This window comes from Oliverpabstia intestinalis (genome assembly GCF_009696065.1).
Lineage (GTDB): Bacteria > Bacillota > Clostridia > Lachnospirales > Lachnospiraceae > Oliverpabstia > Oliverpabstia intestinalis.
In genome coordinates this window covers 16,690-43,489 of the sequence record NZ_VUMS01000006.1, presented here as the reverse complement: position 1 = coordinate 43,489, position 26,800 = coordinate 16,690, and the positions used below count along the sequence as shown (strand labels likewise).

27 protein-coding genes are annotated in these 26,800 nt (G+C 43.9%); 25 read left to right on the top strand and 2 right to left on the bottom strand.

The window, feature by feature from the left end:
• Window positions 1–6: 6 nt before the first annotated feature.
• From FYJ57_RS04165 to FYJ57_RS04110, 12 genes are all read left to right on the top strand, one after another.
• The gene (locus FYJ57_RS04165) at window positions 7–1,350 is read left to right on the top strand and encodes an MATE family efflux transporter (RefSeq protein ID WP_154431645.1); all 1,344 of its coding nucleotides are present in this window, start codon (window positions 7–9) and stop codon (window positions 1,348–1,350) included.
• A gap of 91 nt (window positions 1,351–1,441) precedes the next feature.
• The gene (locus tag FYJ57_RS04160; protein ID WP_154431644.1) at window positions 1,442–1,816 is read left to right on the top strand and encodes a zf-HC2 domain-containing protein; all 375 of its coding nucleotides are present in this window, start codon (window positions 1,442–1,444) and stop codon (window positions 1,814–1,816) included.
• A gap of 22 nt (window positions 1,817–1,838) precedes the next feature.
• Window positions 1,839–4,475: a DNA polymerase I gene (polA, locus tag FYJ57_RS04155; RefSeq protein ID WP_154431643.1), complete on the top strand. Its 2,637-nt coding sequence runs from the start codon at window positions 1,839–1,841 to the stop codon at window positions 4,473–4,475.
• A gap of 49 nt (window positions 4,476–4,524) precedes the next feature.
• Entirely contained in the window at window positions 4,525–5,133 is a 609-nt protein-coding gene (gene coaE / locus FYJ57_RS04150) for a dephospho-CoA kinase (RefSeq protein WP_154431642.1), read from the top strand.
• On the top strand, window positions 5,120–5,917 hold the full coding sequence (locus tag FYJ57_RS04145) for an MBL fold metallo-hydrolase (RefSeq protein ID WP_154431641.1): 798 nt from the start codon (window positions 5,120–5,122) through the stop codon (window positions 5,915–5,917). The genes coaE and FYJ57_RS04145 overlap by 14 nt, the downstream gene beginning before the upstream one ends.
• Window positions 5,918–5,929: 12 nt before the next feature.
• Window positions 5,930–6,202 (top strand): ACT domain-containing protein, encoded by a 273-nt coding sequence (locus FYJ57_RS04140; protein ID WP_022172638.1) that lies wholly within the window; start codon window positions 5,930–5,932, stop codon window positions 6,200–6,202.
• A 23-nt stretch (window positions 6,203–6,225) separates the two neighbouring features.
• The gene (locus tag FYJ57_RS04135; protein WP_022172637.1) at window positions 6,226–7,590 is read left to right on the top strand and encodes a PFL family protein; all 1,365 of its coding nucleotides are present in this window, start codon (window positions 6,226–6,228) and stop codon (window positions 7,588–7,590) included.
• 336 nt (window positions 7,591–7,926) lie between these two features.
• Complete coding sequence (locus FYJ57_RS04130) at window positions 7,927–8,622, top strand: SipW-dependent-type signal peptide-containing protein (RefSeq protein WP_154431640.1); 696 nt, start codon at window positions 7,927–7,929, stop codon at window positions 8,620–8,622.
• Between the two features lie 18 nt (window positions 8,623–8,640).
• Window positions 8,641–9,162, top strand: coding sequence for a TasA family protein (locus FYJ57_RS04125; protein WP_106493361.1), 522 nt, complete (start codon window positions 8,641–8,643; stop codon window positions 9,160–9,162).
• Window positions 9,159–10,319: a hypothetical protein gene (locus FYJ57_RS04120; protein ID WP_154431639.1), complete on the top strand. Its 1,161-nt coding sequence runs from the start codon at window positions 9,159–9,161 to the stop codon at window positions 10,317–10,319. The genes FYJ57_RS04125 and FYJ57_RS04120 overlap by 4 nt, the downstream gene beginning before the upstream one ends.
• Window positions 10,316–10,810 carry a signal peptidase I gene (locus tag FYJ57_RS04115; RefSeq protein ID WP_154431638.1) on the top strand — a complete coding sequence of 165 codons (495 nt, stop codon included), beginning with the start codon at window positions 10,316–10,318 and terminating at the stop codon, window positions 10,808–10,810. The genes FYJ57_RS04120 and FYJ57_RS04115 overlap by 4 nt, the downstream gene beginning before the upstream one ends.
• Window positions 10,807–13,245, top strand: coding sequence for an MSCRAMM family protein (locus tag FYJ57_RS04110; RefSeq protein WP_154431637.1), 2,439 nt, complete (start codon window positions 10,807–10,809; stop codon window positions 13,243–13,245). The genes FYJ57_RS04115 and FYJ57_RS04110 overlap by 4 nt, the downstream gene beginning before the upstream one ends.
• Window positions 13,246–13,297: 52 nt before the next feature.
• Here FYJ57_RS04110 and FYJ57_RS04105 read toward each other — a convergent pair whose 3' ends face one another.
• Window positions 13,298–14,524, bottom strand: coding sequence for a tRNA(Met) cytidine acetate ligase (locus tag FYJ57_RS04105; RefSeq protein ID WP_154431636.1), 1,227 nt, complete (start codon window positions 14,522–14,524; stop codon window positions 13,298–13,300).
• Between the two features lie 178 nt (window positions 14,525–14,702).
• Between FYJ57_RS04105 and pta the strand changes: the two genes are divergently transcribed.
• The 4 genes from pta to rpmF all read left to right on the top strand — a co-directional run bounded on the left by pta (window position 14,703) and on the right by rpmF (window position 17,873).
• Complete coding sequence (gene pta, locus FYJ57_RS04100) at window positions 14,703–15,698, top strand: phosphate acetyltransferase (RefSeq protein WP_022172630.1); 996 nt, start codon at window positions 14,703–14,705, stop codon at window positions 15,696–15,698.
• Window positions 15,699–15,738: 40 nt separating this feature from the next.
• On the top strand, window positions 15,739–16,929 hold the full coding sequence (locus FYJ57_RS04095; RefSeq protein ID WP_106493355.1) for an acetate/propionate family kinase: 1,191 nt from the start codon (window positions 15,739–15,741) through the stop codon (window positions 16,927–16,929).
• Window positions 16,930–17,159: 230 nt separating this feature from the next.
• A complete protein-coding gene (locus tag FYJ57_RS04090) occupies window positions 17,160–17,687 on the top strand; it encodes a YceD family protein (protein WP_154431635.1) in 528 nt (175 codons plus the stop codon).
• 3 nt (window positions 17,688–17,690) lie between these two features.
• On the top strand, window positions 17,691–17,873 hold the full coding sequence (gene rpmF, locus FYJ57_RS04085) for a 50S ribosomal protein L32 (RefSeq protein WP_022172627.1): 183 nt from the start codon (window positions 17,691–17,693) through the stop codon (window positions 17,871–17,873).
• Window positions 17,874–18,145: 272 nt separating this feature from the next.
• Here the strand turns inward: rpmF and FYJ57_RS04080 are convergent, their stop codons facing one another.
• On the bottom strand, window positions 18,146–18,346 hold the full coding sequence (locus FYJ57_RS04080) for a cold-shock protein (protein WP_022171257.1): 201 nt from the start codon (window positions 18,344–18,346) through the stop codon (window positions 18,146–18,148).
• 332 nt (window positions 18,347–18,678) lie between these two features.
• Here FYJ57_RS04080 and FYJ57_RS04075 point away from each other — a divergent pair, with 332 nt between their 5' ends.
• The 9 genes from FYJ57_RS04075 to FYJ57_RS04040 all read left to right on the top strand — a co-directional run bounded on the left by FYJ57_RS04075 (window position 18,679) and on the right by FYJ57_RS04040 (window position 26,700).
• Window positions 18,679–19,959, top strand: coding sequence for a dihydroorotase (locus FYJ57_RS04075; protein WP_154431634.1), 1,281 nt, complete (start codon window positions 18,679–18,681; stop codon window positions 19,957–19,959).
• 48 nt (window positions 19,960–20,007) lie between these two features.
• On the top strand, window positions 20,008–20,937 hold the full coding sequence (gene pyrF, locus FYJ57_RS04070; RefSeq protein WP_022399842.1) for an orotidine-5'-phosphate decarboxylase: 930 nt from the start codon (window positions 20,008–20,010) through the stop codon (window positions 20,935–20,937).
• Window positions 20,938–20,962: 25 nt separating this feature from the next.
• Complete coding sequence (locus FYJ57_RS04065; RefSeq protein ID WP_154431633.1) at window positions 20,963–21,745, top strand: dihydroorotate dehydrogenase electron transfer subunit; 783 nt, start codon at window positions 20,963–20,965, stop codon at window positions 21,743–21,745.
• Window positions 21,745–22,647, top strand: coding sequence for a dihydroorotate dehydrogenase (locus tag FYJ57_RS04060; protein ID WP_154431632.1), 903 nt, complete (start codon window positions 21,745–21,747; stop codon window positions 22,645–22,647). The genes FYJ57_RS04065 and FYJ57_RS04060 overlap by 1 nt, the downstream gene beginning before the upstream one ends.
• A 289-nt stretch (window positions 22,648–22,936) precedes the next feature.
• The gene (gene pyrE / locus FYJ57_RS04055) at window positions 22,937–23,617 is read left to right on the top strand and encodes an orotate phosphoribosyltransferase (protein ID WP_022171252.1); all 681 of its coding nucleotides are present in this window, start codon (window positions 22,937–22,939) and stop codon (window positions 23,615–23,617) included.
• Window positions 23,618–23,637: 20 nt separating this feature from the next.
• Window positions 23,638–23,793, top strand: a complete 156-nt coding sequence (locus tag FYJ57_RS15105; RefSeq protein WP_022171251.1) for a hypothetical protein — start codon at window positions 23,638–23,640, stop codon at window positions 23,791–23,793.
• Window positions 23,794–23,837: 44 nt separating this feature from the next.
• The gene (locus FYJ57_RS04050) at window positions 23,838–24,311 is read left to right on the top strand and encodes a VanZ family protein (RefSeq protein ID WP_117524219.1); all 474 of its coding nucleotides are present in this window, start codon (window positions 23,838–23,840) and stop codon (window positions 24,309–24,311) included.
• Window positions 24,295–24,609 (top strand): hypothetical protein, encoded by a 315-nt coding sequence (locus FYJ57_RS04045; RefSeq protein ID WP_022171249.1) that lies wholly within the window; start codon window positions 24,295–24,297, stop codon window positions 24,607–24,609. The genes FYJ57_RS04050 and FYJ57_RS04045 overlap by 17 nt, the downstream gene beginning before the upstream one ends.
• Before the next feature lie 30 nt (window positions 24,610–24,639).
• Complete coding sequence (locus FYJ57_RS04040; RefSeq protein ID WP_154431631.1) at window positions 24,640–26,700, top strand: aminopeptidase; 2,061 nt, start codon at window positions 24,640–24,642, stop codon at window positions 26,698–26,700.
• The last annotated feature ends 100 nt before the right edge of the window (window positions 26,701–26,800 follow it).

The window sequence follows — 26,800 nt, the reverse complement described above, 5'->3', positions numbered from 1 at the left end:
ATAATTATGGCGGTAAATGAAAAAAATATGACCAGCGGATCCCCTGGGAAACTGATCATCGCCTTTGCCATTCCACTGATGCTTGGAAACGTGTTCCAGCAATTTTATGTGATGGCAGATACGATGATCGTCGGTCAGGTGGTCGGTGTGGAAGCTCTGGCAGCAGTGGGGGCTGCAGACTGGCTTGTCTGGCTGGTATTTGGTATCATGACAGGGATGACGCAGGGCTTTTCAATTCTGATATCCCAGTATTACGGTGCAGGAGAGAAAGAAAATCTGAAAAGAGCAGTAGCAAAAAGCTATGTACTGACAGCGATACTTTCAATAATTGTACTGGTATTGAGCGAAGTGACCGTTCAACAGGTACTGCAGTTTTTACATACTCCGGAGAATGTTATCGGACTGAGTTTGATGTATATACGAATGGTATTTGCAGGAATTCCAATCATTGCAGCGTATAACATTTTTGCCGCAATCCTGCGGGCACTGGGAAACAGCAGATCTCCTCTGATTGCCATGATTATGGCAGCGTTTATCAATGTGGGACTGGATCTTCTGTTTGTGGCAGTGTTTGGCTGGGGTGTACTGGGAGCAGCGATTGCCACGGTGATCGCACAGGGGTTTTCAGCAGCGTATTGTCTGTCGGTCCTGTGGCACATTCCGGATGTGCGTCTGACAAGAGAAGATTTTCATCAGCAGCCGGCGATGAGTCTGCGGCTTTTAAAACTGGCAGCTCCGCTGGCAATACAGAATGTGATTATTTCTGTAGGAGGACTTACGGTACAGTACGTTGTGAATGGATTTGGATTCCTGTTTGTGGCAGGATTTACAGCTGCTAATAAGTTGTACGGTGTGCTTGAGATGGCATCGGTATCCTATGGCTATGCCATTACCACGTATGTAGGACAAAACCTCGGTGCAAAAGAATATCGCAGGATCCGAAATGGTGTTCGCAGTGGCGTTTACATGGCACTGATTACATCTATTGTGATATCCGGTGTGATGGTAATTACCGGAAGAAATATCCTGTCACTGTTTGTATCCGGAGAAGCGGGGCAGGTAAAACAGGTATTGGATATTGCATATAAATATCTGTTTATAATGGCAATATTTCTGTGGGTTTTATATCTTCTGTATGTCTATCGCTCAGCCATTCAGGGACTGGGTAATACACTGATACCGCTTACCAGCGGTGTTGTGGAATTCTGCATGCGAGTGGTTGTGGCACTGTTGTTGCCGAAACTGATCGGTGAGGATGGAATTTTTTATGCGGAGATCTGTGCATGGAGCGGAGCGGCGATTTTACTGATCGTCAGTTATGTGGCAATTATACGAAAATATAAAGAATAAGGTTTCCTCTTCAATTTTTCCCGGTTTCGTGGTATGATGAAGCCAGTTCGGGATTGTCCGGTAAGCTATCGGCGCAGAGAGAGGAATCAATATGAAATGTGAAGAAGCACTGACAAAAATAGAGGCATATATCAATCATACATTAAACGGGAGGGAACTGGAAGAGTTTCTGGAACATGTAACATCCTGTCAGGAGTGCTATGATGAGCTTGAGACCTATTATATTATCAGTGTGGGTATGCGATATCTGGAAGAGGAAAATCTGGAATCTTATAATATTCCAAAGATGTTGCAGGAAGATCTGCACACCAGAGAACGGCGTGTGAGAAGGAGAAATATTCTCCGGAAAACAGCGGTTCTTCTTGGTGTGCTTTTTTTTATAGTGATACTGGTTCTGGGACTTTCCTATATGGGACATCTGGAACTGCCCAGACTTTTTAATTTACATTCGTTGTTCAGTTTGTAAAAGTCTGAGAAAGGAATAAAATATGAGTGAAAAAATTTTACTGATTGACGGACACAGTATTTTGAATCGTGCCTATTATGGACTGCCGAATCTGACCAACTGGGAGGGATTGCATACAAATGCTGTGTACGGATTTTTAAATATTATGACGAAGGTGCTGGAAGAAGAAAAACCAGAATATCTGGCGGTTGCGTTTGACCTTCATGCACCTACATTCCGCCATAAAATGTATGATGCATATAAAGGTACAAGAAAACCCATGCCGGAAGAATTGCGGGAACAGGTTCCGCTGATCAAGGAGGTTCTGACGGCAATGAAGGTAGCCATTGTTACAATGGAAGGATATGAGGCAGATGATCTGCTGGGAACTATTGCGGGAATGGCAGAAAAGAAAGGGATAGATGCGACAATTCTGTCCGGTGACCGTGATCTTTTGCAGCTTGCTTCAGATCATGTGTTGATCCGAATTCCAAAGACCAAGGGCGGAAAAACACAGATAGAAGATTATCACGCAAAAGAAGTACTTGAGACGTATCAGGTGACACCAGCGCAGATTATTGAACTGAAGTCCTTGATGGGAGATACAGCAGATAATATTCCGGGAATTCCGGGTGTTGGAGAAAAGACGGCGACAAAAATTATTGCTGCTTACGGTTCTATTGAGAATGCGCATGAACATCTCGAAGAAATCAAACCGAACAAAGCCAAAGAATCGCTGCGGGATCACTATGACCTTGCAGTGCTCAGTAAAAAACTGGCGACTATTGATACAGAAAGTCCGGTAGAATTTTCCTGGGAAGATGCAAGAATGGGAAACCTGTATACACCGGAAGCATATGATTATTTTAAACGGCTGGAATTTAAAAATCTCTTATCCAGATTTGGACAGCAGGAGACAGAACAAAAAGCACTCCCTTCCTGGCGTATCGTAGAAGATTTCGCAGAAGCGGAGAATATCTGGAAACAGGCAGAACAGGCAGAACAGATAGGAATCGCTGTTATTGACGGTATGGACGGAGTACGCGGCGTTGCGGTAGCACTGGAAGATCAGAATACAGTATATTTCCCGGTGGAAGGTTTTCAGACGGAAGGTGTGTTATGTGGTCACCTGGAACAGCTTTTTGCCGGAGATTCGCAGATCGGTGCCTGGGATGTGAAAGCGATCCGTAAAAAGATAGAGATTCCGGAACGGAAAGGAATCTTTGATCTTGGTATCGGTGCATATCTGCTGAATCCGCTGAAAAACGATTACACCTATGACGATGTGGCAAAAGAATATCTGGGAGAACAGCTTCCGTCGCAGGAAGAAGTATTCTCCGGTATGAAAAAGCCGGATCCGAAAAAAGCAGATAATGAACAGGTGGCAGCGTATGGAGCTTACCAGGCATATGTGGCACTTCATGGAAAAGACACACTGAAAAAAGCACTGCAGGAAGCAGGTATGTGGGATCTGTTTGAAGATATTGAGATGCCGCTGGTATTCACTCTTGATGATATGGAAAAAGAGGGAATCCTTGTAAAAGGAGAAGAACTGAAGCTGTACGGTGAAAAATTAGAGGTACGGATCAGGGAACTGGAAGAGAAGATTTATGAGGAAGCCGGAGAAAATTTCAATATCAATTCACCGAAACAACTGGGTGTGATTCTGTTTGAAAAGATGAAGATGCCGGGTGGAAAGAAGACAAAGACCGGATATTCCACAGCAGCGGATGTTCTGGACAAACTTGCACCGGACTATCCGTTTGTTGCCGATATTCTGGAATACCGGCAGCTGACAAAATTAAAATCCACGTATGCAGATGGACTGGCGGGATATATCGGAGCAGACGGAAGAATTCATTCAACTTTTAATCAGACTATCACTGCGACAGGAAGAATCAGCAGTACGGAACCGAATCTGCAGAATATCCCGGTGCGTATGGAACTGGGACGTCTGATCCGAAAAGTATTTGTTCCACGGGATGGTTTTGTATTTCTGGATGCGGATTATTCTCAGATTGAACTGCGTGTTCTTGCCCATCTTTCCGGAGATGAGATGCTGATCAAAGCGTACCGGGAAGCACAGGATATCCACCGGATGACAGCTTCTCAGGTTTTTCATATCCCGTTCGATGAGGTAACACCTCTGCAAAGAAGAAATGCGAAAGCAGTAAATTTCGGAATCGTCTACGGAATCAGTTCTTTCGGTTTGAGTCAGGATCTGAGCATCACAAGAAAAGAAGCAGCAGATTATATTGAAAAATATTTTGCCACTTATCCGAAAATCAAGAGTTATCTGGACGGAGAAGTGGAAAAAGCAAAAGCGGATGGTTACAGTCTTACGATGTTCGGCCGCCGCCGTCCGGTTCCGGAATTAAAATCCAGCAACTTTATGCAGCGTTCTTTCGGGGAAAGAATTGCCATGAATTCTCCGATTCAGGGAACCGCTGCAGATATTATTAAGATCGCCATGATCCGGGTCAACCAGGCACTTCGGAAAGAAAATCTCCGTTCCCGTCTGGTGCTGCAGGTGCACGATGAGTTGCTGATTGAGACGGCAAAAGAAGAAGTGGAGCAGGTATCGGCGATCCTGGAGCGGGAGATGCGTCAGGCAGCAGTACTGTCTGTTCCGCTGGAAGTGGATATGCACACAGGCGAAAACTGGTATGAAGCAAAATAACAGTTAACGGAATGAGCGAAACGATAACAAAAGAAAGGGGAGATACCAGATGAAGGTGATAGGAGTAACCGGTGGCGTAGGTGCCGGAAAAAGTGAGGTTCTGGGATATATTGCAGAACATTGGAATGCAACTGTTGTGGAAGCAGATGAAGTGGGGTATCTGGTCATGCGGCCGGGAAAAGCCTGCTACAGTTCCATTGTTGACCTGTTTGGAACGGAAATCGTGAAAGAAGATCAGACGCTGGACCGGGAACTGATTGCAAAAATTGTATTTGAGAACAAAGAAATGCTTACGAAGATGAATGGAATTGTTCACCCGGCAGTGAAAGAATATATCAAAAAAGCAATAAAACGAGAAGAAGAGAATGAGACAAATATTTTTATTGTAGAAGCAGCTCTGTTGATTGAAGATAAATATGATGAAATCTGTGATGAATTATGGTATATTTATGCAGATGAAGAGACCCGCATGGAGCGATTGAAGCAAAACAGAGGATATTCGGAAGAAAAATGCCGCAGTATTTTCAGAAATCAGCTCAGTGAGGAAGAATTCAGTGATCACTGTGATTTTGAGATTGACAACAGTGATGATTTTGAAAAAACAAAAGAACAGATTCAACAAAAGATGCAAAGGATGCAGATTGATGAGGTTATGTAGTATTGCAAGCGGAAGCAGCGGAAATTGTATATATGTGGGAAGTGATAAGACGCATCTTCTGGTAGATGCGGGAATCAGCGGAAAGAAAGTGGAGTTCGGACTGAATTCTCTGGATCTTACTACAGGTGATCTGGATGGTATTCTGGTCACGCATGAACATTCGGATCATATTAAGGGTCTGGGTGTAGTGGCAAGAAAATGCGGAGTGCCGATTTATGCTACACAGGGAACGATCCGTGCTATGGAAAATTCCGGGAGTCTTGGGAAAATGCCGGAAGGCATTTTTCATGAAGTGACACCGGATCAGGACTGCCCGATCGGAGATCTTACGATTCATCCTTTTCGAATCTCTCACGATGCTGCCGAACCGGTTGCTTATCGAATCGGACAGGGCGACAGAGAAGTGGGAATTGCCACGGACATGGGCGTTTATGATGAGTATATCGTGAAAAATCTGGAAGGATTGGATGCATTACTTCTGGAAGCAAATCACGATGTAAATATGCTTCAGGTAGGTAAATATCCTTACTATCTGAAACGCAGAATATTAGGTGATAAAGGTCATTTATCCAATGAAACGGCAGGACAGTTGCTTTGTCGGCTACTTCATGATAATATGAAACAGATCCTGCTGGGACATCTGAGCAGAGAAAACAACTACGAGGCGCTGGCTTATGAAACCGTCTGTGCAGAGGTGACAATGGGTGATAATCCATACAAAGCAAAGGATTTCCGAATTGATGTCGTTCACAGAGATACAGCATCAGAAGTAGTAGAAGTGTAAAGGAGAAGAAAGATGAAAAAAACAATTATCACAGTAGTAGGAAAAGATACTGTAGGAATCATTGCAAAAGTTTGTACTTATCTGGCAGATAATCAGGTGAATATCCTTGATATCACACAGACTATCCTGGATGGCTACTTCAACATGATGATGATCACAGATGCCAGTGCATGTGAGAAAACAACCGGTGAGATCGCAGAAGAACTCAACACACTGGGTGAAGAAATCGGTGTAAATATCCGTTGTCAGCATGAGGATATCTTTAACAAGATGCATCGTATCTGAGACCGGCGCAGGAGGGCAGAAAAATGATTAATATGTTTGAAGTAAACGAGACCAATAAGATGATTGAGCAGGAAAACCTGGATGTGCGTACGATCACACTGGGTATCAGTCTGTTAGATTGTATCGACAGCGATCTGGAGAAAGTCAATCAGAAGGTTTACAATAAAATCACAGGACTGGCCAAAAATCTGGTACAGACCGGTGAGGATATTTCCAAAGAATACGGAATCCCGATTGTAAATAAACGAATCTCAGTTACACCGATCGCACTGATCGGCGGTGCAGCATGTAAAACACCGGAAGACTTTGTTACGCTGGCAAAGACACTGGATAAAGTAGCAAAAGAAGTAGGTGTAAACTTCATAGGCGGTTATTCTGCACTGGTATCAAAAGGTATGACAAAAGCAGATGAACTGCTGATCCGTTCTATCCCGCAGGCTCTTGCCGAGACTGAGCGTGTCTGCAGTTCCGTAAACCTCGGTTCCACAAAGACAGGTATCAACATGGATGCTGTAAAACTGATGGGTGAGATGGTTCTTGCCACAGCAGAAGCCACCAAAGAAGATGATTCTCTGGGATGTGCAAAACTGGTCGTATTCTGTAACGCACCGGATGATAACCCGTTTATGGCGGGTGCCTTCCATGGGGTGACAGAAGCAGATGCAATCATCAATGTGGGCGTCAGCGGACCTGGTGTTGTTAATTACGCCCTGTCACAAGTAAGAGGTGAGAACTTCGAAGTTTTGTGTGAAACTATCAAAAAGACTGCATTCAAGATTACCCGTGTCGGACAGCTGGTTGCACAGGAAGCATCGAAAAGACTGAACGTACCTTTTGGTATCGTAGACCTGTCTCTGGCACCGACTCCGGCAATAGGAGATTCTGTTGCTCAGATTCTGGAAGAGATCGGTCTGGAACGTGTAGGCGCACCGGGAACCACAGCAGCACTTGCCATGTTAAATGACCAGGTGAAAAAAGGCGGTGTTATGGCCTCCTCTTATGTCGGTGGCTTAAGTGGGGCATTTATTCCGGTCAGCGAAGATCAGGGAATGATCGATGCGGTCAATCTGGGAGCTTTGTCTCTGGAAAAACTGGAAGCCATGACCTGTGTCTGCTCGGTAGGTCTGGATATGATCGCGATTCCTGGAGATACACCGGCAACTACAATTTCCGGTATGATCGCAGATGAGATGGCAATCGGTATGGTAAACCAGAAAACCACAGCAGTCCGTGTGATTCCGGTCATCGGAAAAGGTGTGGGCGAAACTGTAGAGTTTGGTGGATTACTCGGTTATGCACCGGTAATGCCTGTGAATACTTTCCGGTGTGATGATTTCATCAATCGCGGAGGAAGAATTCCGGCACCGATCCACAGTTTTAAAAACTAAAAGATTCCTGAAAAAATACTTGCGTATTTTTGGAGAGACTGTTATACTTGGTTCTATCAGATAGTTCTTTATCTGATAGAACCTTTTTCATAGGTTCATTCCGGCAGTTCTGCCAAAGATTCCAATTTTAAAAAATTAAAACAGGATGGATAAAATCTTTATACCCGGAGGGATTTTTGCGTCCATGAACAGGAGAGCAGGTGATAGGAAAACAGAGCATTAAATATATATATATCTGGTACGATATCTAAAACACGTCAACAAACATAGCAACAATCATATCAACAAACATATCAAAAAAAGCATATCAGAAACAAATCAAAGGAGAAATACACAATGAAAAACAAAACATGGAAAAATTATCTTGGTGCGGCAGCGTTGGTAACTGTTCTTTTTGCAGGCTCTGTATCTGCTTATTTTACTGATCAGGATGAGAAAGTAAATACGTTTACTGTGGGTAAAGTAACGATTGAGCTGGAAGAACCAAAATGGGAGAAAAAACCGGATGATAACGGCAATAAGATTCCGGATGAAGCAGAGCGTATGACGCCGAATCAGACGATCATCAAGGATCCACAGGTGAAAAATACGGGAAATAATGATGCATTTATCTATATGACAGTAGAAGTTCCATGCAGACAGATCATTTCAGTAAATAATGATGGTACGAGAAATCCACTGGCGATGAGAGAGTTATATAACTATCAGGTGGATAATTCCTGGAAACTGCTGGGAACTATGGACGTGAGCGATGAAAGTGGAAAGAAGGTTGCGGCAAAACATCTGTATGCGTATGCAGGGGCACAGGGAATCTGTACCGTAGTAAAACCACAGGAGACAACAAAACCACTGTTTAATCAGGTGACCTTTATCAATGCGATGGAAGGACAGGGACTGGAGGAAAATACCTATAAGATCAATATTCAGGCATATGGGATACAGACAACGGATCTGAATGGCGGAACAAAAGATGCAGCTGAAATCTGGAATATTATCACCAATCAAAGAGAACTTACGGAACGATTTTCTTAACAGAGGAGAGTGACGAGGATGAAAAAAATTTTATCCATAGCGGGGATCGTCTGCTTCAGTATGCTGGTTGCGGTCGGTACACATGGAATCTACAGTTGGTTTACCGATCAGAGCCAACGAGTCAATTCTTTTTCTGTTGGGATGAATGAAGTAGAGATCAGGGAAGAATTTCCGGATCAGGAACTTACACCGGGGAAAATCATTAAAAAAGAAGCTGGTTTTACGAATACAGGAATGGTTCCCATGTATGTGAGGGCGGTTTACCTGTTCAGCAACAAGGAGGCGGAAGAAGGAAGTGAACTTCTGATGGGGAGTACTTTGTGGGAGAAAGCAGACGATGGATATTACTATTATAAAAAGATAGTACAGCCACAGGAAAGCACGGAACTTTTTCTGAAAGGAATTCACTGGAAAAAACAGAAAATTACGGATGGATTTGATCTGACGATATATACCGAGACAGTACAGGCAGCTGGACACAGTAGTGCAAAAGAAGCATTTGCGCGGATGATGGAGCGGCAGGAAGGTGGGCAGGTATGAAAAAAACAGGGAAAATCAGTGCTTTGTTATGTGGGTTACTGTTGATCGGAATCTCAGGAATCTACGGATTGCCGAAAGCTTATGTCCTGTATCAGGCAAACAGTGGAAAAGTAGCGATTCATCTGGAAGAATATCGGATGAATGGGGAAAAGGAAGTTCCATGGGAAACAGAAGAAAATGTACTTCCGGGTGGGCTGATATCCAAGATTCCACGGATCGTTAATGATGGAGCAGATTGTTATGTGCGTGCGAAAATAGTATTTACATCGGAGGAGACATCGGATCAGCCGTTGTCTGCGGACAATCTGGAAGGGATTGGCAGTGAATGGGTGCAGGATGGAGAGTATTTTTACTGTAAGGAAGTGGTAAAGAGCGGGGAGAGCGTTGACTTTTTCCGGGGAATCCGGTTACCTGCAGAATGGAAAGAAAGTCCTGAGGCAGAGAACCGATGGCAGGCGAGTGTATGGGCGGAAGCAGTACAGGCAGAGTGTTTTTTTCCTGATTTTTCTGTCAGTGATCCGTGGGGGATGAAGACGAAGCAGTTTGTTATTCGCCAGGCAATGGAAGGAGAAGCAGAAGAACAGGATGGTGACAAAGACCAGATGGAACTCGTGATTGCATCGGATCTGCAGGGGTTCACGATGGAACAGGAAGGGTGTATGAAACAACTGGAGACATTTATGCCGGGAAAAAGTCAGTCCGGAAAAGTTGTGATCAGAAATGGAGCAGATCATAAACGGGAAGTATTTTTCAGGGCAGAAGCCCCGCAGATGACACCACTTCTGGAAAAAATGGAACTTACTGTGCAGGTCAGAGAGAAAGATCAGATACAGATTCTCTATCAGGGAACGGTGACAGAGACGATGTTAAAACAAAATCAGTCTCTGGGAGAAATTCTTCCGGGAAAGGATAAACAAGTAGAATTCTTATTTTCTCTTCCGGAAGAGGCAGATAATGTATATGCGGCACAAACCGGTCAGGTAAAGTTTTGGTTTACCACGGGAGCACCACAAAAGACTCAGATAGTGAAAGTGGCAAAAACGGGAGACAGCCAGTATCCGGGGCACTATCTTATAACCGGTATTGCGGGAGCTGTACTGGCAGTTGTAGTTCTTGGAAAAGAAAGCATCAGGAAGAAAGGAATAAAAAGCAGATGATAAAAGCGACAGAAAGAATTCTGCGATTCTTTCTGACGGCTGTGGGGATGGCAGGATTTTGCCTGTTCCTTCTCCCACAGACTGCAGGATGTACACCACGTGTGGTGATCAGCGGATCTATGGAACCTGCAGTTCCGGTGGGAAGTATCGTATACACAAACAGATGGATCAAACAGGAAAATATAAAAGAAGGAGATATTATTGCCTATGGGTTATCAGGGGGAATATCGGTTCTTCACAGAGTCGTGGAAACAGATAAAAACAGCAGAATATGGAGAACAAAGGGAGATGCCAATGAGGTCAGTGATCCCGGAGCAGTATCGTATGAACAATATCTTGGGAAAATGATCTTTTCACTCCCTTATGTGGGATATTTGATATCTGTGTTTAAAAGGAGGAGTATCTGGCTGGGAACTATTGCAGTCGGTATATTACTGATCATATTACAACAGAAGGAAATATGGAAAAGCGGAAAGGAGAAGACGGTTTGAAAATATGGAAAAGAAAAGTAATCGGGCATGGTGTACTGGGAATCTTACTTTCTTTCGTCATTGTCGGCAACGCAACCGGAATCTACGGAGCCGACATCGACGATACAGTACCGGTAGAGGCAGAAAGTGAAATAACAGATAGCGGCAAAGAAGAACAGCAGGAGATTACGCAGGAAAAAACACAGGATTCAGATGATCCGAAACCGTCGGCAGAAGAATCGCAGGAGATCAGTCACGAAAGTGAGGAGAAAGAGAATCCGGAAAAGGATGAAGCAGACAAAATACCGGAGACAGAAGATGGGCTGTTCTATCTGGAAAACAGCGAGGAAGAGATAGATACATATTCTTTTGACAACAGCAGCGAACAGCCGGTAGCAAATGTTCGATATGACAAATTTTTATGGCCATCCGGTGGAAAAGGTTCTGCATCCTGCCCGAACCTTGGCATGGGAATGAAATATATTGTCGGGGATGATAAGAACGTTGACGGGGGTGGAAAATGGAGATATGTCTATTGTGTGGAATATCAAAAGGACTGCCCAATCGGAGGACTTAAGATGCAGTTTAAAGGCTGGAGTAACCGAAAAGTTGCCTATGCACTGTATTACGGTGCGCTGTATTATGGATATCCATGCCGTTATGAGCCATATTCTACCGGTGACTGGCAGATGGACTACTTTGTAACGCAGGTAGCTGTACACATTCTGAATGGAGAATTTACCCTTGCAGCGGCGAGAAACGGGATGGACAAAAGTAATGCCACAACAGCAGAAAAAAATCTCGCCTATGACCGGATCAGTAAAATTGTGGCAGCAGCCAATGAAACAAGTAATTATGGTGGGTTTAGTGCTGACGGATGGCTGGATATGGAAAGCTGTACGTTTTCTCTGAATGGTTATAATAACAGCTGGAGCCTGCAAAATGGAAGGTACCTTTCAGGAGGGAACTTTCATGGAAACTTTCAGTCCTATTATGGATATGATTTTCGCGAACAGTTGACAGGTTATGAGATCAGTGCTCCACAGGGCGTTCAGATTGAAAAAAACGGTAATCAGACATACGCAGATTTTCGGGCAGCGATTCCACAGGCACAGTACAGAAAATGGCAGCTGACAGGCATGCAGATACCGATCACGGTGACAGCTTCCCTGCCAAGATACTGGGGTGGAGGAATCTATAAAAGCAATTCAGCTTCAAATTTCCAGAGTATCTGCTTGCTGACCTGGGATGCTTCCGGAGGTACGACAAGAAAACAGGCAAGAGCCGATTTGAATATTGAAAAAGTGACAAGGAATCTGACAATCTACAAAAAGGATCAGGAGACACAGAGAACTTTAAAAGGTGCACTGTTTTCGTTGTGGGCATATGACGGAAATGGATACAGCAAAAAGATCGGCAATTTCCAGGATATGCAGGATGGAAGTTACCAGATAAAAAACATTTCTTATACACAGACAAAAGATGGCTGGTTTCTGATCAAAGAAGAGCGTGCGCCGGAAAACTATAAAAAGACATACCAGCTGGCAAACAGTCTGGATGAAGAAAACTACCGCCAGTATGGAGGTCGTGAAATACGTATGAATGAGAATGGTTTTTATTCTGACCGTGTGGAACAGCCGTGTATCTTTTATGATGAGAAAAAAGAACCGAAGGCAAATGTATATGTAAAAAAATATGATATCAAATCCAGAAAATTACTTACAGGAGCACAATTCCAGATTTATCCGTGGATACAAGAGGAGGAAAAGTACAGTGATCAGGCACTTCAGACATTATCTTATAACAGTCAGAAACAACAGTATGAGACAGGAAAAGAAGTGATTGCAGATAAAGCGAATCAGGGAAAGTTCCTGATCCGGGAGACAAAGTCGCCACAGCATTACTGTGGAATCTGGCAGCAGGAAATTACCGTAACGGAACCTGGAACGACGACACTGGAACTTGAAGCTTGGAACTATCCGGAACGAAAATTTACGATCTATAAAAAAATTCGGACAGATGAGCTGGTATGGGCACACGGTAATCCCACGTTCTTTTTCAAAATTTCAGGGAAAGATCTGAATGGGGAAGAACACTGGTATCAAAGTGTGATATCATTCACAAAAGAAATGGAAAAACAACAGGAATATATCATCGGAAAATCCGAGATCACCGGAATTCCTGCAGGAATTTACCAGATAGAAGAACTTCCTCTGACGGCACGGTATATTCTGACAGGTGTTATCTCGGAGGATGCCAATGTGACTGTGGTCAATACTCCGACAGATACCGTGAATGGAGTTCAAAAGATCAGATCGGAAGTGACAGCAGATCTGACGATAGAAGACGGAAGCGCAACTTTTGAAAACAGGAAAGTATTCTTCGACGAATACTCTCACGATGATGTAGAAGTCAATCATCTTAAAATATCGGAAGAGAAAAGCAGTAAACAGTAAAAAACTGCAGATAACAGGAAAAACAGTTATCTGCAGAAAAAAGATATCGTTATCAGGGAAGAATTACGAGAGGTTTTCGGTATTCATGCACAAATGTGGTGCGATATTTTTCACACCAGACAGTCTCGTAAAGATTTGAAATCTCCACATTTTTTGAAAAAACAGCTGCGGTTTCGTCGGACAACAGGGAAGATGCATCTGCTGCTTTTGTAATGACCGGAATGGAACTGTGTTTTTTGAGCTCAGAAAGAACCGGTGCTGCTTGACGGCGAAAACCGAGAAGCCTTGCGTAGGAAAGTGCAGGGACATGGGAAATCTGCAGCAGACAGTGCATCAGCATACGACAGATCCGGCTGTAGGTGAGTTCCCGCGTTTTTAAGAGTGCTGCATACTGTCCCCAGCTTTCATAAGAACCTCTGGTGTGAAAGAGACGCTGTACAAAGGCCGGTGTAACATCCTGATAAGCTGCAAGCTGAGCCTTGTCAGAAGAAAACAGAAGCCAGCGAAGATAAGGAGAAAAATCTTCCTCATCCAGAAACTGTGGGCAGGAAAAAGTCTGCGAAAGAAGCGCAGATATGGCGGGCGGAAAACAGGAAGACACAGCAGCGTCTGACATCTTACAGTCCGCAGATTTCCACAGGGCACGGATGGCAGATGCAGAGGGAAACTGTCCATTCAATGAGTTGTCGTGATAGGCATTTCCTTCACGTTTTACCGTAAGCGGCCGAATCGTACTGTTCTGCCGACAGAGTGCTTTACAGTATTCCACACCGAGAATATTATTCGGTGTCTGCAAAAAGGTTCCGGTATCGGCATCGGTGTCTGAAAGTAGTTCCTGGAGAGTGAGACTGCGCGCTTTTGGAAAGGATTCTCCTTTTTTTAGATATTTTTTTATAAGATTCTGGTATTCCGGTGTCTCAGCGGAGAGAAAAGACCCGAGTTTCAAAAACGGTTCAATCGTTCCGCTTTCGCTTCCAAAAGAAAGAACGTCCACACAACCGAGTCCGTCAAGAAGTCCGACGGCATTCTGTGCAAAGAATTCTGCACTCTCGCAGGCATGGGTTGACGGCAGCTCGAAGACAAGATCCGCACCACCGAGAAGTGCCATCCGGGTGCGCAGATGCTTGGAATACAGGGCAGGTGCTCCCCGCTGTACAAAATCTCCGCTCAGGACAACAATGATATAATCGGCTCCTGTAAGTTCTCTTGTTTTTTGTATATGATAAGCATGTCCAGTGTGAAACGGATTATATTCCGCAATGATTCCGGCAATTTTCATGGTTGCACCTCAAAAAATACATAAATTATTTTCTCATTCTAACAGGGAAGATGTAGAAAAACAAGGCTTTCCGGAGAAATAGCGAAGATATGTTAAAAAATTAACTAACCTTGTCACTGTAAAGGAAAAAGAGTATAATTTTATGTAGTGAGCAAAATAGGAAAGGAGTCATGAAATCATGGGATTTATTGACACAATCAAAGCAAGAGCAAAAGCTGATAAGAAGGTAATTGTACTTCCGGAAACCGAAGACAGAAGAACATATGAAGCAACTGCACAGATCCTGAAAGAAGGAATCGCAGATGTTGTTCTGGTTGGTAGCGAGGAAGCAATCAAAAAAGGCAGTGAAGGACTGGATATTTCCGGTGCAAAGATCGTAGATCCTGCTACATCCGAAAAAACCCAGGGATATATTGACAAACTGGTAGAACTGAGAAGCAAAAAAGGTATGACACCGGAACAGGCAAAAGAGATTCTGTTAAACCAGTATCTGTACTACGGTGTTATGATGGTTAAAATGGGTGATGCAGACGGAATGGTATCCGGTGCATGCCACTCTACAGCAGATACACTGAGACCGTGTCTGCAGATTCTGAAAACAAAACCGGGAACAAAACTGGTATCCGCATTCTTCCTGATGGTAGTTCCGGATTGCGAATATGGCGCAAACGGTACTTTCGTATTTGCAGATTCCGGACTGAACCAGAATCCGAATCCGGAAGAACTGGCAGCTATCGCAGCTTCCTCCGCAGAATCCTTCAAACTGTTGGTTGAAGAAGAACCTGTAGTAGCTATGCTGTCTCATTCTACAAAAGGCAGTGCAAAACATGCCGATGTAGATAAAGTTGTAGAAGCTACAAGAATCGCAAAAGAACAGAATCCGGACCTGAAACTGGATGGAGAATTCCAGCTGGATGCGGCTATCGTACCGAGCGTTGGTGCTTCCAAAGCTCCGGGAAGTGAAGTAGCAGGAAAAGCAAATACTCTGATCTTCCCTGACCTGGATGCAGGAAACATCGGATACAAACTGGTACAGAGACTGGCAAAAGCAGAAGCATACGGACCTGTAACACAGGGTATCGCAAAACCTGTAAACGACCTGTCCCGTGGATGCTCAGCAGAAGATATCGTTGGTGTTGTTGCAATCACAGCAGTACAGTGCCAGGCGGAATAAAACAGATACATAAAAGTATGTTTAATTGGAGGAAGAAAACATGAACGTATTAGTAATCAACTGCGGAAGTTCATCTCTGAAATATCAGCTGATCAACTCCGATACAGAAGAAGTTCTGGCAAAAGGTCTCTGTGAGAGAATCGGAATTGACGGAAGACTGGTATACCAGAAAGCAGGATGCGACAAAGAAATCACAGAAGCTTCCATGCCGACACATAAAGAAGCGATCCAGATGGTTCTGGATGCCCTGACCAATGAAAAAACAGGTGCAATCGCAAGCCTGAAAGAAGTAAATGCAATCGGACACCGTGTCGTACACGGCGGAGAAAAATTTGCGTCTTCCGTAGTTATCACAGACGAAGTAATCCAGGCCGTAGAAGAGTGCAACGATCTGGCACCTCTGCACAACCCGGCAAACCTGATCGGTATCCGTGTATGCGGCGAACTGATGCCAGGTGTACCGCAGGTAGCAGTATTTGATACCGCTTTCCATCAGACCATGCCTGCAAAAGCATATCTGTATGGTCTGCCACTGGAATACTATAAAAACTACAAAGTAAGAAGATACGGTTTCCACGGTACAAGCCACAGCTTCGTATCCAAACGTGCGGTAGAATTCCTGGGACTGAATCCGGAAAACTCAAAAGTAATCGTTTGCCACCTGGGTAACGGATCTTCTATCAGTGCCGTAGTAAACGGTAAATGTGTAGATACAACCATGGGTCTGACTCCACTGGAAGGCGTTGTTATGGGAACCCGTTCCGGTAACATCGATCCGGCTATCATGGAATTCATCGCAAAGAAAGAAAACCTGGATATCTCCGGTATGATGAATGTACTGAACAAAAAATCCGGTCTGTTCGGTCTGTCCGGCGGTCTGTCAAGTGACTTCCGTGACCTGAACGAAGCAGCAGAAGGCGGAAACCAGGATGCAGCAAATGCAATTGACGTTCTGGCATACGGCATCGCAAAATTCGTTGGTGGCTATGTAGCAGCTATGAACGGAGTAGATGCAATCGTATTTACCGCAGGTATCGGTGAGAATGCAATTCCGGTACGCGAAAAAGTAGTAAGCTATCTGGGTTATCTGGGAGTTACTTTGGACAAAGATGCTAACGGACACAGAGGAGAAGAAATTGTAATTTCTACTTCTGATTCAAAAGTAAAAGTTGCAGTAATTCCGACGAATGAAGAGCTGGCTATCTGCCGTGAAACAGTAGCTCTGGTATAAGATCAGAGAGTATATGAAATAGTATATAAAATAGTATATAAAATAGTATATAATAGAAGAAAGTCCCCTTTTGACTGTAAGCCGAAGGGGATTTTCTTCCCACTGAAAGAAAGGATAATCTGTAAATATTAAAAGAATATTTCAGAAATATTGCAGGTTGTCAGGAAAAAAACAGTTGACAAAAAGAAAATGCTTCTGTATAATTGGAGAAGTGTGGTTAGGAGTGAATTATGCTGATTGATTTATCCAAATTACTGACTCATGAAGGAAAGCAACAACAGGTGGAAATATTGCCGTCAGGAGATACTTTTTCCTGTGAACTGGGTGAGTTTTCTTATGGAGAGAAGGAGCCGGTGCTGTTGACAATCAAGCACAAGGAGAATCAGATTCTGAATATCTGTGCAAGAGGTCAGGTTGCTGTATGGATTCCATGTTCCAGATGTCTGGAGCCGGTGTTGGTATCGTGTCCGGTCGATTACGATGAGGAGATTGATATGAAGCTGTCCGAGGAAGAACGGATTGAGGCATTGGATGAAAGCAGTTTTATCCAGAACAAAGAGCTGGATACCGATAAGCTGCTGCATAATGAAGTACTAATCAATTGGCCAATGCGGGTACTCTGCAAAGAGGACTGTAAAGGAATCTGTAGCCGTTGTGGAGCAAATCTGAATCAGGGATCCTGTGATTGCGATACGGCAGATTTAGATCCCAGAATGGCTGTTATCAGTGATATATTTAAGAATTTTAAGGAGGTGTAACTGATGTCCATCTGTCCAAAGAATAAATCATCTAAAGCCAGAAGAGATAAAAGAAGAGCAAACTGGAAAATGGCTGCTCCGAACCTGGTAAAATGCAGCAAATGTGGTGCGCTGATGATGCCTCACAGAGTATGCAAAGCTTGTGGTTCCTACAACAAGAGAGAAATCGTTTCTCAGGAAGCTTAATTCAAGCAATAAAAAACAGATCCGTAAGGGTCTGTTTTTTGTTGCGTTACATATCAATAATCATCCAGTGGACCAATTTTGATTTTACAGTAAGCTGCTGCTCTGTAAAGTAAAATACCTCTCGGCATATTCGCTGTTTTTATATAAAAGTGGGGAAACGATGTGCTGGCCAGAGCGCAGAAACAGACAGGTGAAATGAGTTTTAATAAAAAGGAGCAACAAAAAACCGACAGACTATCAAAAGTCTGCCGGTTTTCTGTTGTTCTTAAAAATTATAATTTTACAACGTTAGCTGCCTGCATTCCGCGAGCGCCTTCGGTTAAATCATAAGTTACAGCCTGTCCTTCATCTAAGGATTTGAAGCCTTCTCCCTGGATTGCAGAGAAATGAACGAATACATCTGCTCCGTCTTCTCCTGTGATGAAACCATAGCCTTTTTCAGCATTGAACCATTTTACAGTTCCCTTGTTCATGATATTACCTCCATAAAATAAAATAAATAGAAAATATAATGCAGAAGAATAATTCCAGAGATAAAAAAATCCACCCGGCTCTGGAGATTAGCATTGATAAAATAAATAATAATCCCGTTCAGCCCGATGGGTAATATTAGATATATCCAATTTCCTTCTACAATGCTCATTATAGTTGGAATATTTGTAAAAGTCAAGCAGAAAAAGGCTTTATTTCAGTACAGTTTTCGTGTATGATAGTAGATGGAAACCAGGGTTCCTTACAGAGAGAGGGAACGAAAAAAAGTGTGAAGATATGCAAAAGATGCAGAAGCTTCAGGAAAGGATGCAATATGAAAATCCTGATAAAAAATGGTCATGTGATCGATCCGGATACAAAGCTGGATCAGGTTGCAGATGTACTGCTGGAAGATGATAAGATCCAGGAAGTAAAAGAAAACATCAAGGATAAAGCGGACAGGGTGATTGATGCCAGAGGCTGCTACGTCATGCCAGGGCTGATCGATATGCATGTACATCTGCGTGATCCGGGGCTGACACATAAAGAGGATGTATTTACCGGATCGAAGGCTGCGGCAAGGGGTGGTGTTACCACGCTGGTTGCCATGCCAAACACAAAACCGGTCATTGATAATCCGGAACGGCTTTCTTATGTAAAAAATAAAGCAATGCAGTGTAATCTGGTCAATGTCCTGCAGGCAGGAGCTATCACTCAGGGGATGAAAGGCGAGGAGCTTTCTGATATTGAAGGGATGGTTCAGGCGGGCGCGCCGGCGATCAGTGAGGATGGAAAATCTGTTATGAATGCTCAGATTTATAAAGAAGCGATGCAGATTGCAGCACGCATGAATATTCCGGTACTGGCACATTGTGAAGATATTCATATGGTAAACGGAGGCTGTATGAACGAAGATACCAATTCCGAGAAGTTTGGTCTGCCTGGAATTTGTAACGCAGTGGAGGATACTATTGTAGCAAGAGATATTTTGATCGCAAAAGATACCGGATGCCACCTGCATCTTTGTCATTGTTCCACAAAAGACAGTGAAGTGATGCTGCGTCTGGCAAAAGAAGAAGGAATCTCTGTAACCGGTGAAGTATGCCCCCATCATTTTACACTGACTTCGGATGATATCGTGGAAGGTGATACTAATTATAAGATGAATCCGCCACTGCGCACAAAAGAAGATCGGCAGGCACTTCTGGAAGGACTGAAAAATGATGTCTTTGATGTGATCAGCACCGACCATGCACCACATACGATGGTGGAAAAGGGTGTTTCTATGAAGAGCGCACCATTCGGCATCGTGGGACTGGAAACCAGTGTATCGCTGACTATCACTGAACTGGTGGACAAAGGATGGATCACACCGATGCAGATGGCAGAAAAAATGAGTTACAATCCGGCGCAGATCCTGCATCTTACAAACAAAGGTTCCCTGAAACCAGGAAAAGATGCGGATGTGGTTGTGATCGACCCGAAAGAATCTTATGTGATCGATGTGAAAGATTTTGTATCGAAGGGTAAGAACACACCGTTCCAGGGTAAAAAAGTAAACGGTAAAGTTAAAGTGACGATCTGTGGTGGAAGAGTCGTGTACGAAGATAAATAAAACAAGAAAAGGCAACATACAGAAAGCAAAAGGCGAGGAGAAAAACAGATGATTAACAAATTGATTGAAAAAATCCAGAAAACACATGCACCGATCGTAGTAGGTCTTGATCCGATGTTAAATTATGTACCGGAACATATCCAGAAACGTGCATTTGCAGAGTATGGTGAGACACTCGAAGGAGCAGCAGAAGCCATCTGGCAGTTCAACAAAGAGATTGTGGATGCTACCTATGATCTGATCCCGGCGGTAAAACCACAGGTTGCCATGTATGAGCAGTTTGGTATCGAAGGTGTGAAAGCGTTTAAAAAGACCGTGGATTACTGCCATGAAAAAGGACTGGTAGTTATCGGTGATGTAAAACGTGGAGATATCGGTTCTACTTCCGAGGCCTACGCGGTAGGGCATCTGGGAAAAGTAAAAGTAGGTTCCCAGCAGTTCGCAGGATTTGATGAGGATTTCGCTACGGTCAATCCGTATCTCGGTTCTGACGGCATCAAACCGTTCATCAAGGTCTGCAAAGAAGAAAACAAAGGTCTGTTTATCCTGGTAAAAACATCCAATCCGTCCAGTGGAGAATTCCAGGATCGTCTGATCGACGGTCGTCCGCTGTATGAGTGGGTAGGAGAACAGGTAGACGCATGGGGCAAAGAACATATGGGAGATTCTTATAGTTATATCGGCGCGGTCGTAGGAGCAACTTATCCGGAACAGGGAAAAGTATTAAGAAAACTGATGCCGAAGACTTTTATTCTGGTACCTGGCTACGGCGCACAGGGCGGAAGAGGAAAAGATCTGGTACATTTCTTTAATGAAGACGGACTGGGTGCGATCATCAACTCTTCCAGAGGTATCATCGCAGCATACAAACAGGAAGCATATGCACAGTTTGGATCTCAGAACTTTGCAGAGGCATCTCGTCAGGCGGTAAAAGATATGATCGCAGATATCGACGGTGCACTGCAGGCGGCAAAATAAACTGGAAAAGACAGGAGTATCGAACATGAAAAAGAAAGAAATCTGTACTGTGATCCGTCAGAAAGAAATTGGTGACGGAATCTTCAGCATGTGGATCCAGACGAAAAACATTGGGAAAGAAGCAAAACCGGGACAGTTCGTATCGTTGTATAGTAAGGATGGAAGCAAACTACTTCCGCGTCCGATCAGTCTATGTGAGATCGACCGGGAAAACAGCCGACTTCGTCTGGTGTATCGTGTCACGGGAGCGAAGACCGGAACCGAAGAGTTTTCCAGACTGAAAGCCGGAGATACGATCCCGGTGATCGGACCGCTGGGAAATGGCTTCCCAGTAGAAAAAGCAGAAGGAAAACGAGCTTTTCTGATGGGCGGAGGTATCGGAGTACCGCCGATCCTGGAACTGGCAAAACAGATGCAGTGTGAGAAAAAACAGATCGTTGTGGGATACCGTAACGCGCAGACGTTCTTAAAAGAAGAATTCGAAGCAGCCGGAGAACTGTATATTTCCACAGAAGATGGCAGTGTGGGAACAAAAGGAAATGTAATGGATGCGATCCGGGAACAGAAATTGGAAGCGGATATCATCTATGCCTGTGGTCCGACACCGATGCTTCGGGCGATCAAACAGTATGCCGAGGCAAATAACATCGAATGTTATATTTCACTGGAAGAGCGTATGGCATGCGGTATCGGTGCCTGTCTGGCATGTGTCTGCAAGTCAAAAGAAAAAGATGCACACAGCAACGTGAACAACAAGAGAATCTGTAAAGACGGACCGGTCTTTCTTTCTACGGAGGTGGAAATCTGATGGATATGAGTGTAAATATTGCCGGCGTAGAATGGCAAAATCCGGTAACTGTTGCATCCGGAACTTTTGGATCCGGAGAAGAATTTTCAGAATATGTGGATCTGAACCGCCTGGGTGCAGTGACCACCAAAGGTGTGGCAAATGTTCCTTGGAGCGGCAATCCTACACCCCGTGTGGCAGAAGTCTACGGCGGTATGATGAATGCGATCGGTCTGCAGAACCCGGGAATCGATCTGTTCTGTAAGCGAGATATCCCGTTTCTGAAAAAGTATGATACAAAAATCATTGTCAATGTATGTGGCCATGCACCGGAAGAATATCTGGCAGTAGTAGAAAGGCTGGCAGACGAACCAATTGATATGATGGAGATCAATATTTCCTGTCCAAATGTAAATGCGGGATTTCTGGCTTTCGGTCAGGATGCACACCATGTGGAAGAACTGACCGGGCAGATCAAAAAAATTGCAAAACAGCCGGTGATCATGAAACTGACACCGAATGTGACAGATATCACAGAAATCGCAAAGGCAGCGGAAGCCGGTGGTGCAGATGCGGTATCACTGATCAACACACTGACCGGTATGAAGATTGATATTAACAGAAAGACCTTTGCCCTGGCAAATAAAACCGGTGGTGTATCCGGTCCGATCGTAAAACCGATTGCTGTCCGCATGGTCTATCAGGTGGCACAGGCAGTCAACATCCCGATCATCGGTATGGGTGGTATCTCCTGTGCAGAAGATGCAATCGAATTCATCCTTGCCGGAGCAAGCGCCGTATCCGTGGGAACGGCCAACTTCCACAATCCTGCAGTGACGATGGAAGTGATCGACGGAATCGAAGACTATATGAAGAAAAACGGATTCACATCAGTAAAAGATATGGTAGGCATTGTTCGATAGGTGAAAATGGAGATTTATTAATTTATCACTAGAAAGTAACAAAGGCTTTTGCTATAATAAGAACAGGTAAAGGCACCGGAAGAAAAATATTTCTTCTGGTGCCTTTTTGCGGTGTATTGGATTAAGTCGTACTTCTTACTCTCACAATCCTCAAAAATATTTGCAATCCGCTCAGTTTTCGCGAGACCGGAATTTATGCAACAGTTGAAAAAAAGTGCGTAACGTAGTATACTTATACTAAATATGGAAAAATTCGGGCGCAAGCCGTAAAACAGGAGGATGACAGAGCATGGAACAGTATAAGCAGGATTTTATTAAATTTATGGTAGAGAGTGATGTATTAAAATTTGGAGACTTTACTCTGAAAAGCGGAAGAAAATCTCCGTTTTTTATGAATGCAGGTGCGTATGTGACAGGATCGCAGCTGAAAAGACTGGGTGAATATTATGCAAAAGCGATTCATGATATCTACGGAGACGATTTTGACGTATTATTCGGACCGGCCTACAAAGGAATTCCGCTTGGTGTTGTAACTGCTATTGCTTACAGTGAACTGTATGGAAAAGAAGTACGTTACTGTTCCGACAGAAAAGAAGAAAAAGACCACGGTGCAGATAAAGGAAGCTTTCTGGGAAGTAAATTAAAAGACGGTGACAGAGTCATCATGATCGAGGATGTTACAACTTCCGGAAAATCCATGGAGGAGACTGTGCCAAAAGTAAGAAATGCAGCAGATGTAACAATCGTTGGTCTGATGGTATCCCTGAATCGTATGGAAGTAGGAAAAGGTGGAAAAAAATGTGCACTGGATGAAATTAAAGATCTGTACGGATTTGACACAGCAGCGATCGTATCCATGGCTGATGTGGTAGAATGCCTGTATAACAAAGAATGTAACGGAAAAGTAGTGATCGACGATACATTAAAAGCGGCCATCGATGCATATTATGAACAGTACGGTGCAAAATAGAAGGGAAAGAGGTAAAAGATATGAGTAATGAAAAAATTTACCGAACAATTTCCCACAGCGGCGGTGCCAGCCTTGCACTTGGCATCGTGGTACTGGTGACAGGAATTGTCTCCGGTGTGCTGATGATCGTAACAGGAGCAAAACTTCTGAAACAGAAATATCAGATTACTTTTTAGAAAGAAGGCAGCCAGAGTACGGGGATCAAGGGGTAAAAAAAGAAGTGAAAGATGAAACAAAAAACAGAATCCGGGTCATAAGCTGGATTCTGTTTGTGATTTATATAGGATTGCTGATCTACTTTCTGTTTCTCTCGGAAGAATATGGAAGGACAAGTTTTGATCAGCGGATGTATCGATACAATCTGACACCATTTCAGGAAATCAAAAGGTTCTGGATCTATCGCCACCGGGTAGGATTCTGGGTGTCATTTCTGAATCTGGCAGGCAATGTGATCGGCTTCCTTCCGTTTGGGTTCTTTCTTCCGATTCTGAGCAGACGATTACGGAATGGTGTTCTGGTAACTATGTCAGGATTCGGATTAAGTCTTCTGGTGGAGTCCATTCAGCTTATTTTTAAGGTGGGATGTTTTGATGTGGATGATCTGATCTTAAATACACTGGGGGTATTGTTTGGATATCTGTCCTTTTGGATCTGTAATGGGATAAGGAGAATGATTTATGAGAAGAAAATTTAAATACACATTTACCAGAAAAGAAGAGACAGAAGGTGGTTTTTCTTCATTGGTGTTTGCCGGCTGCTCCCTGATACTGTTTCTGGTATCTGCGTGCCTCTCGTTTTTCTGGGAAGGGAAAGCGGAAAGCTGGATCGGAGCGCTTGGTCTGATGGCGGTACTTTTTTCAGTCAGCGGCTTTTTGATCGGAATGAAGAGCTTTAAAGAAAAAGGGAAAAACTATCGGTTCAGTGTGATGGGAGCGATGGCGAACGGAGTGATTTCTGTTGGATGGCTGGCATTGATTCTCATTGGATTATAAAACGAGAAAAGTAAAAGAAATGTAGAGGGAATGTCTGTGGATGAATTAGCAAAAGAAAGATATGATCTGGCAGTGGAACGGATCCGGGAGATTCGGGAGGAAAAGACAGTGGCTGAGCCCTATCTGGATTTTTTTACAAAGACAGCCGGATTTCTGGAAGAGATGATCTGCCTGCGGAACCGGGTAGAAACCGGAGAGATGAAAAAACTTTCACTGGAAGAACTGCGCCTGGAAAATATCGGGTATTATCAGGATATTCTGCCGGAAAATTATCCGACCTCTTATTCAAGTCCGGATTATGCGGCAAAGATACTGGGAGAAGATCTGGGTGTACTGTTAAGCTTCCTGTATACGGAACTTCAAGGTATGATCGTGTATGCCTGGGAACAGAAAGAATGGGATTTTCTGGTAGGATTGGAACTGTTTTTACAGGTGTATAGTGAGTTTGAGGACGGAGAAGTACCGACCAGGGAAAATGTGAGGAAAATCTTATACTGGTATGTGAACGATTACTGTCAGGAAATGGTGGAAGAACGGATACGCCAGGCGGTGGATCCGGCTCTGGATTTTGCAGTAAAGATCATAAAAGATGCAGATCTGACGGATCTGCGTTATCTGTATCAGTTCGGCGAATATGTGACCGAAGAGGAAGAAAAGACCGCCGCCTTTTTAAATACATTGCCGGAAGAAGAAATTACTGCGATGGCGCGCACCTATACGGAAGGCTATCGGATAGGCTTTATCGCTACCGGCAAAGATCTGTCCAGAAAGAAAACCGTGAATATTCGGTATGTGCTGGGATTTGAGCGGATGATCCGTGCTGCGATTACGCAGTTTGAGCAGATGGGATTACAGCCGGTGATCTACCGGAGTGCTGTGCACATGGTAAATAAGGGACTGCACCGGATCGGCTATTACGGAGCGATTCCGAATCCGCAGTTTGACTATGACCATCGTAACGATATTGCACTGTATCTGGATGATGATTTTGTCAGCCGGAAGCTGCGGGCAACCCGCGGGGCATATGAAACTTATAAGGAACTGGCGGGTGTGCATGCCGGACCTGCCGTTGTGGAAATCTTCGGAGAACGGCCATTTGTACCGGAGACCTGTGAATATGCGATGAAGCTTACGGAAAAGCAGCAGAAGTTAAAAGTGCATATGCAAAATGAGATTGGTCAGATTACGAACCGCTATATCAAAGGCGAGGAGAGAAGTTTCACGATCATCGCCTATCCGGTACCGGCGATCGGAGATCAGTTTGAAGAAATCTTTCGTGAGACGGTAAAAATCAATACGTTGGACTATAATCTGTATCAGCAGATTCAGCAAAAGCTGATCGATGCACTGGATCTCGGAACGAGTGTGCATATTCTGGGAAAAGGTGAAAACCGGACAGATCTGCGTGTACAGCTACACAAGCTGGAAGATCCGGAAAAACAGACAAATTTTGAAAACTGCGTGGCAGATGTCAATATCCCGGTGGGAGAAGTCTTTACCTCCCCGAAACTGATGGGAACAAACGGAAAACTGCATGTAACAAAAGTTTATCTCAATGAGCTGCAGTATCAGAATCTGGAACTGGTTTTTACAGATGGAAAGATTACAGAGTATAGCTGCACCAATTTTGATTCCGAAGAGGAAAATAAAAAATATATCCGGGAAAATATTCTCTATCATCACCCGACACTTCCGATGGGTGAGTTTGCGATCGGAACCAATACAACGGCATACCGGGTGGCGAGAGAATATGGTATCGAGGCGAAACTTCCGATTTTGATTGCAGAAAAGACGGGACCGCACTTTGCGGTGGGGGATACCTGTTACAGCTGGGCGGAAGATACGAAAGTATATAATCCGGATGGAAAAGAAATCATAGCAAGAGATAATGAAGTTTCAATTCTGAGAAAAGAAGATGTGAGCAAAGCATATTTGGGCTGTCACACCGATATCACGATTCCGTATGATGAACTGGGAGCCATCCTGGTTGAGACAGCGGATGGAAGAGAGATTCCGCTGATTCAGGACGGAAGATTTGTTCTTGCGGGAACAGAAGAATTGAATAAAGAGCTGGACGCACTGGAAAAATAAAAAAGTACACAGAGGATAAAAAAGCGACCGGAAATCAGAGAGAACCTTGAAAAGTTCTGAGTTGATTTCCGGTCGCTTTTGAAATTTGAGCAGGTAAAAA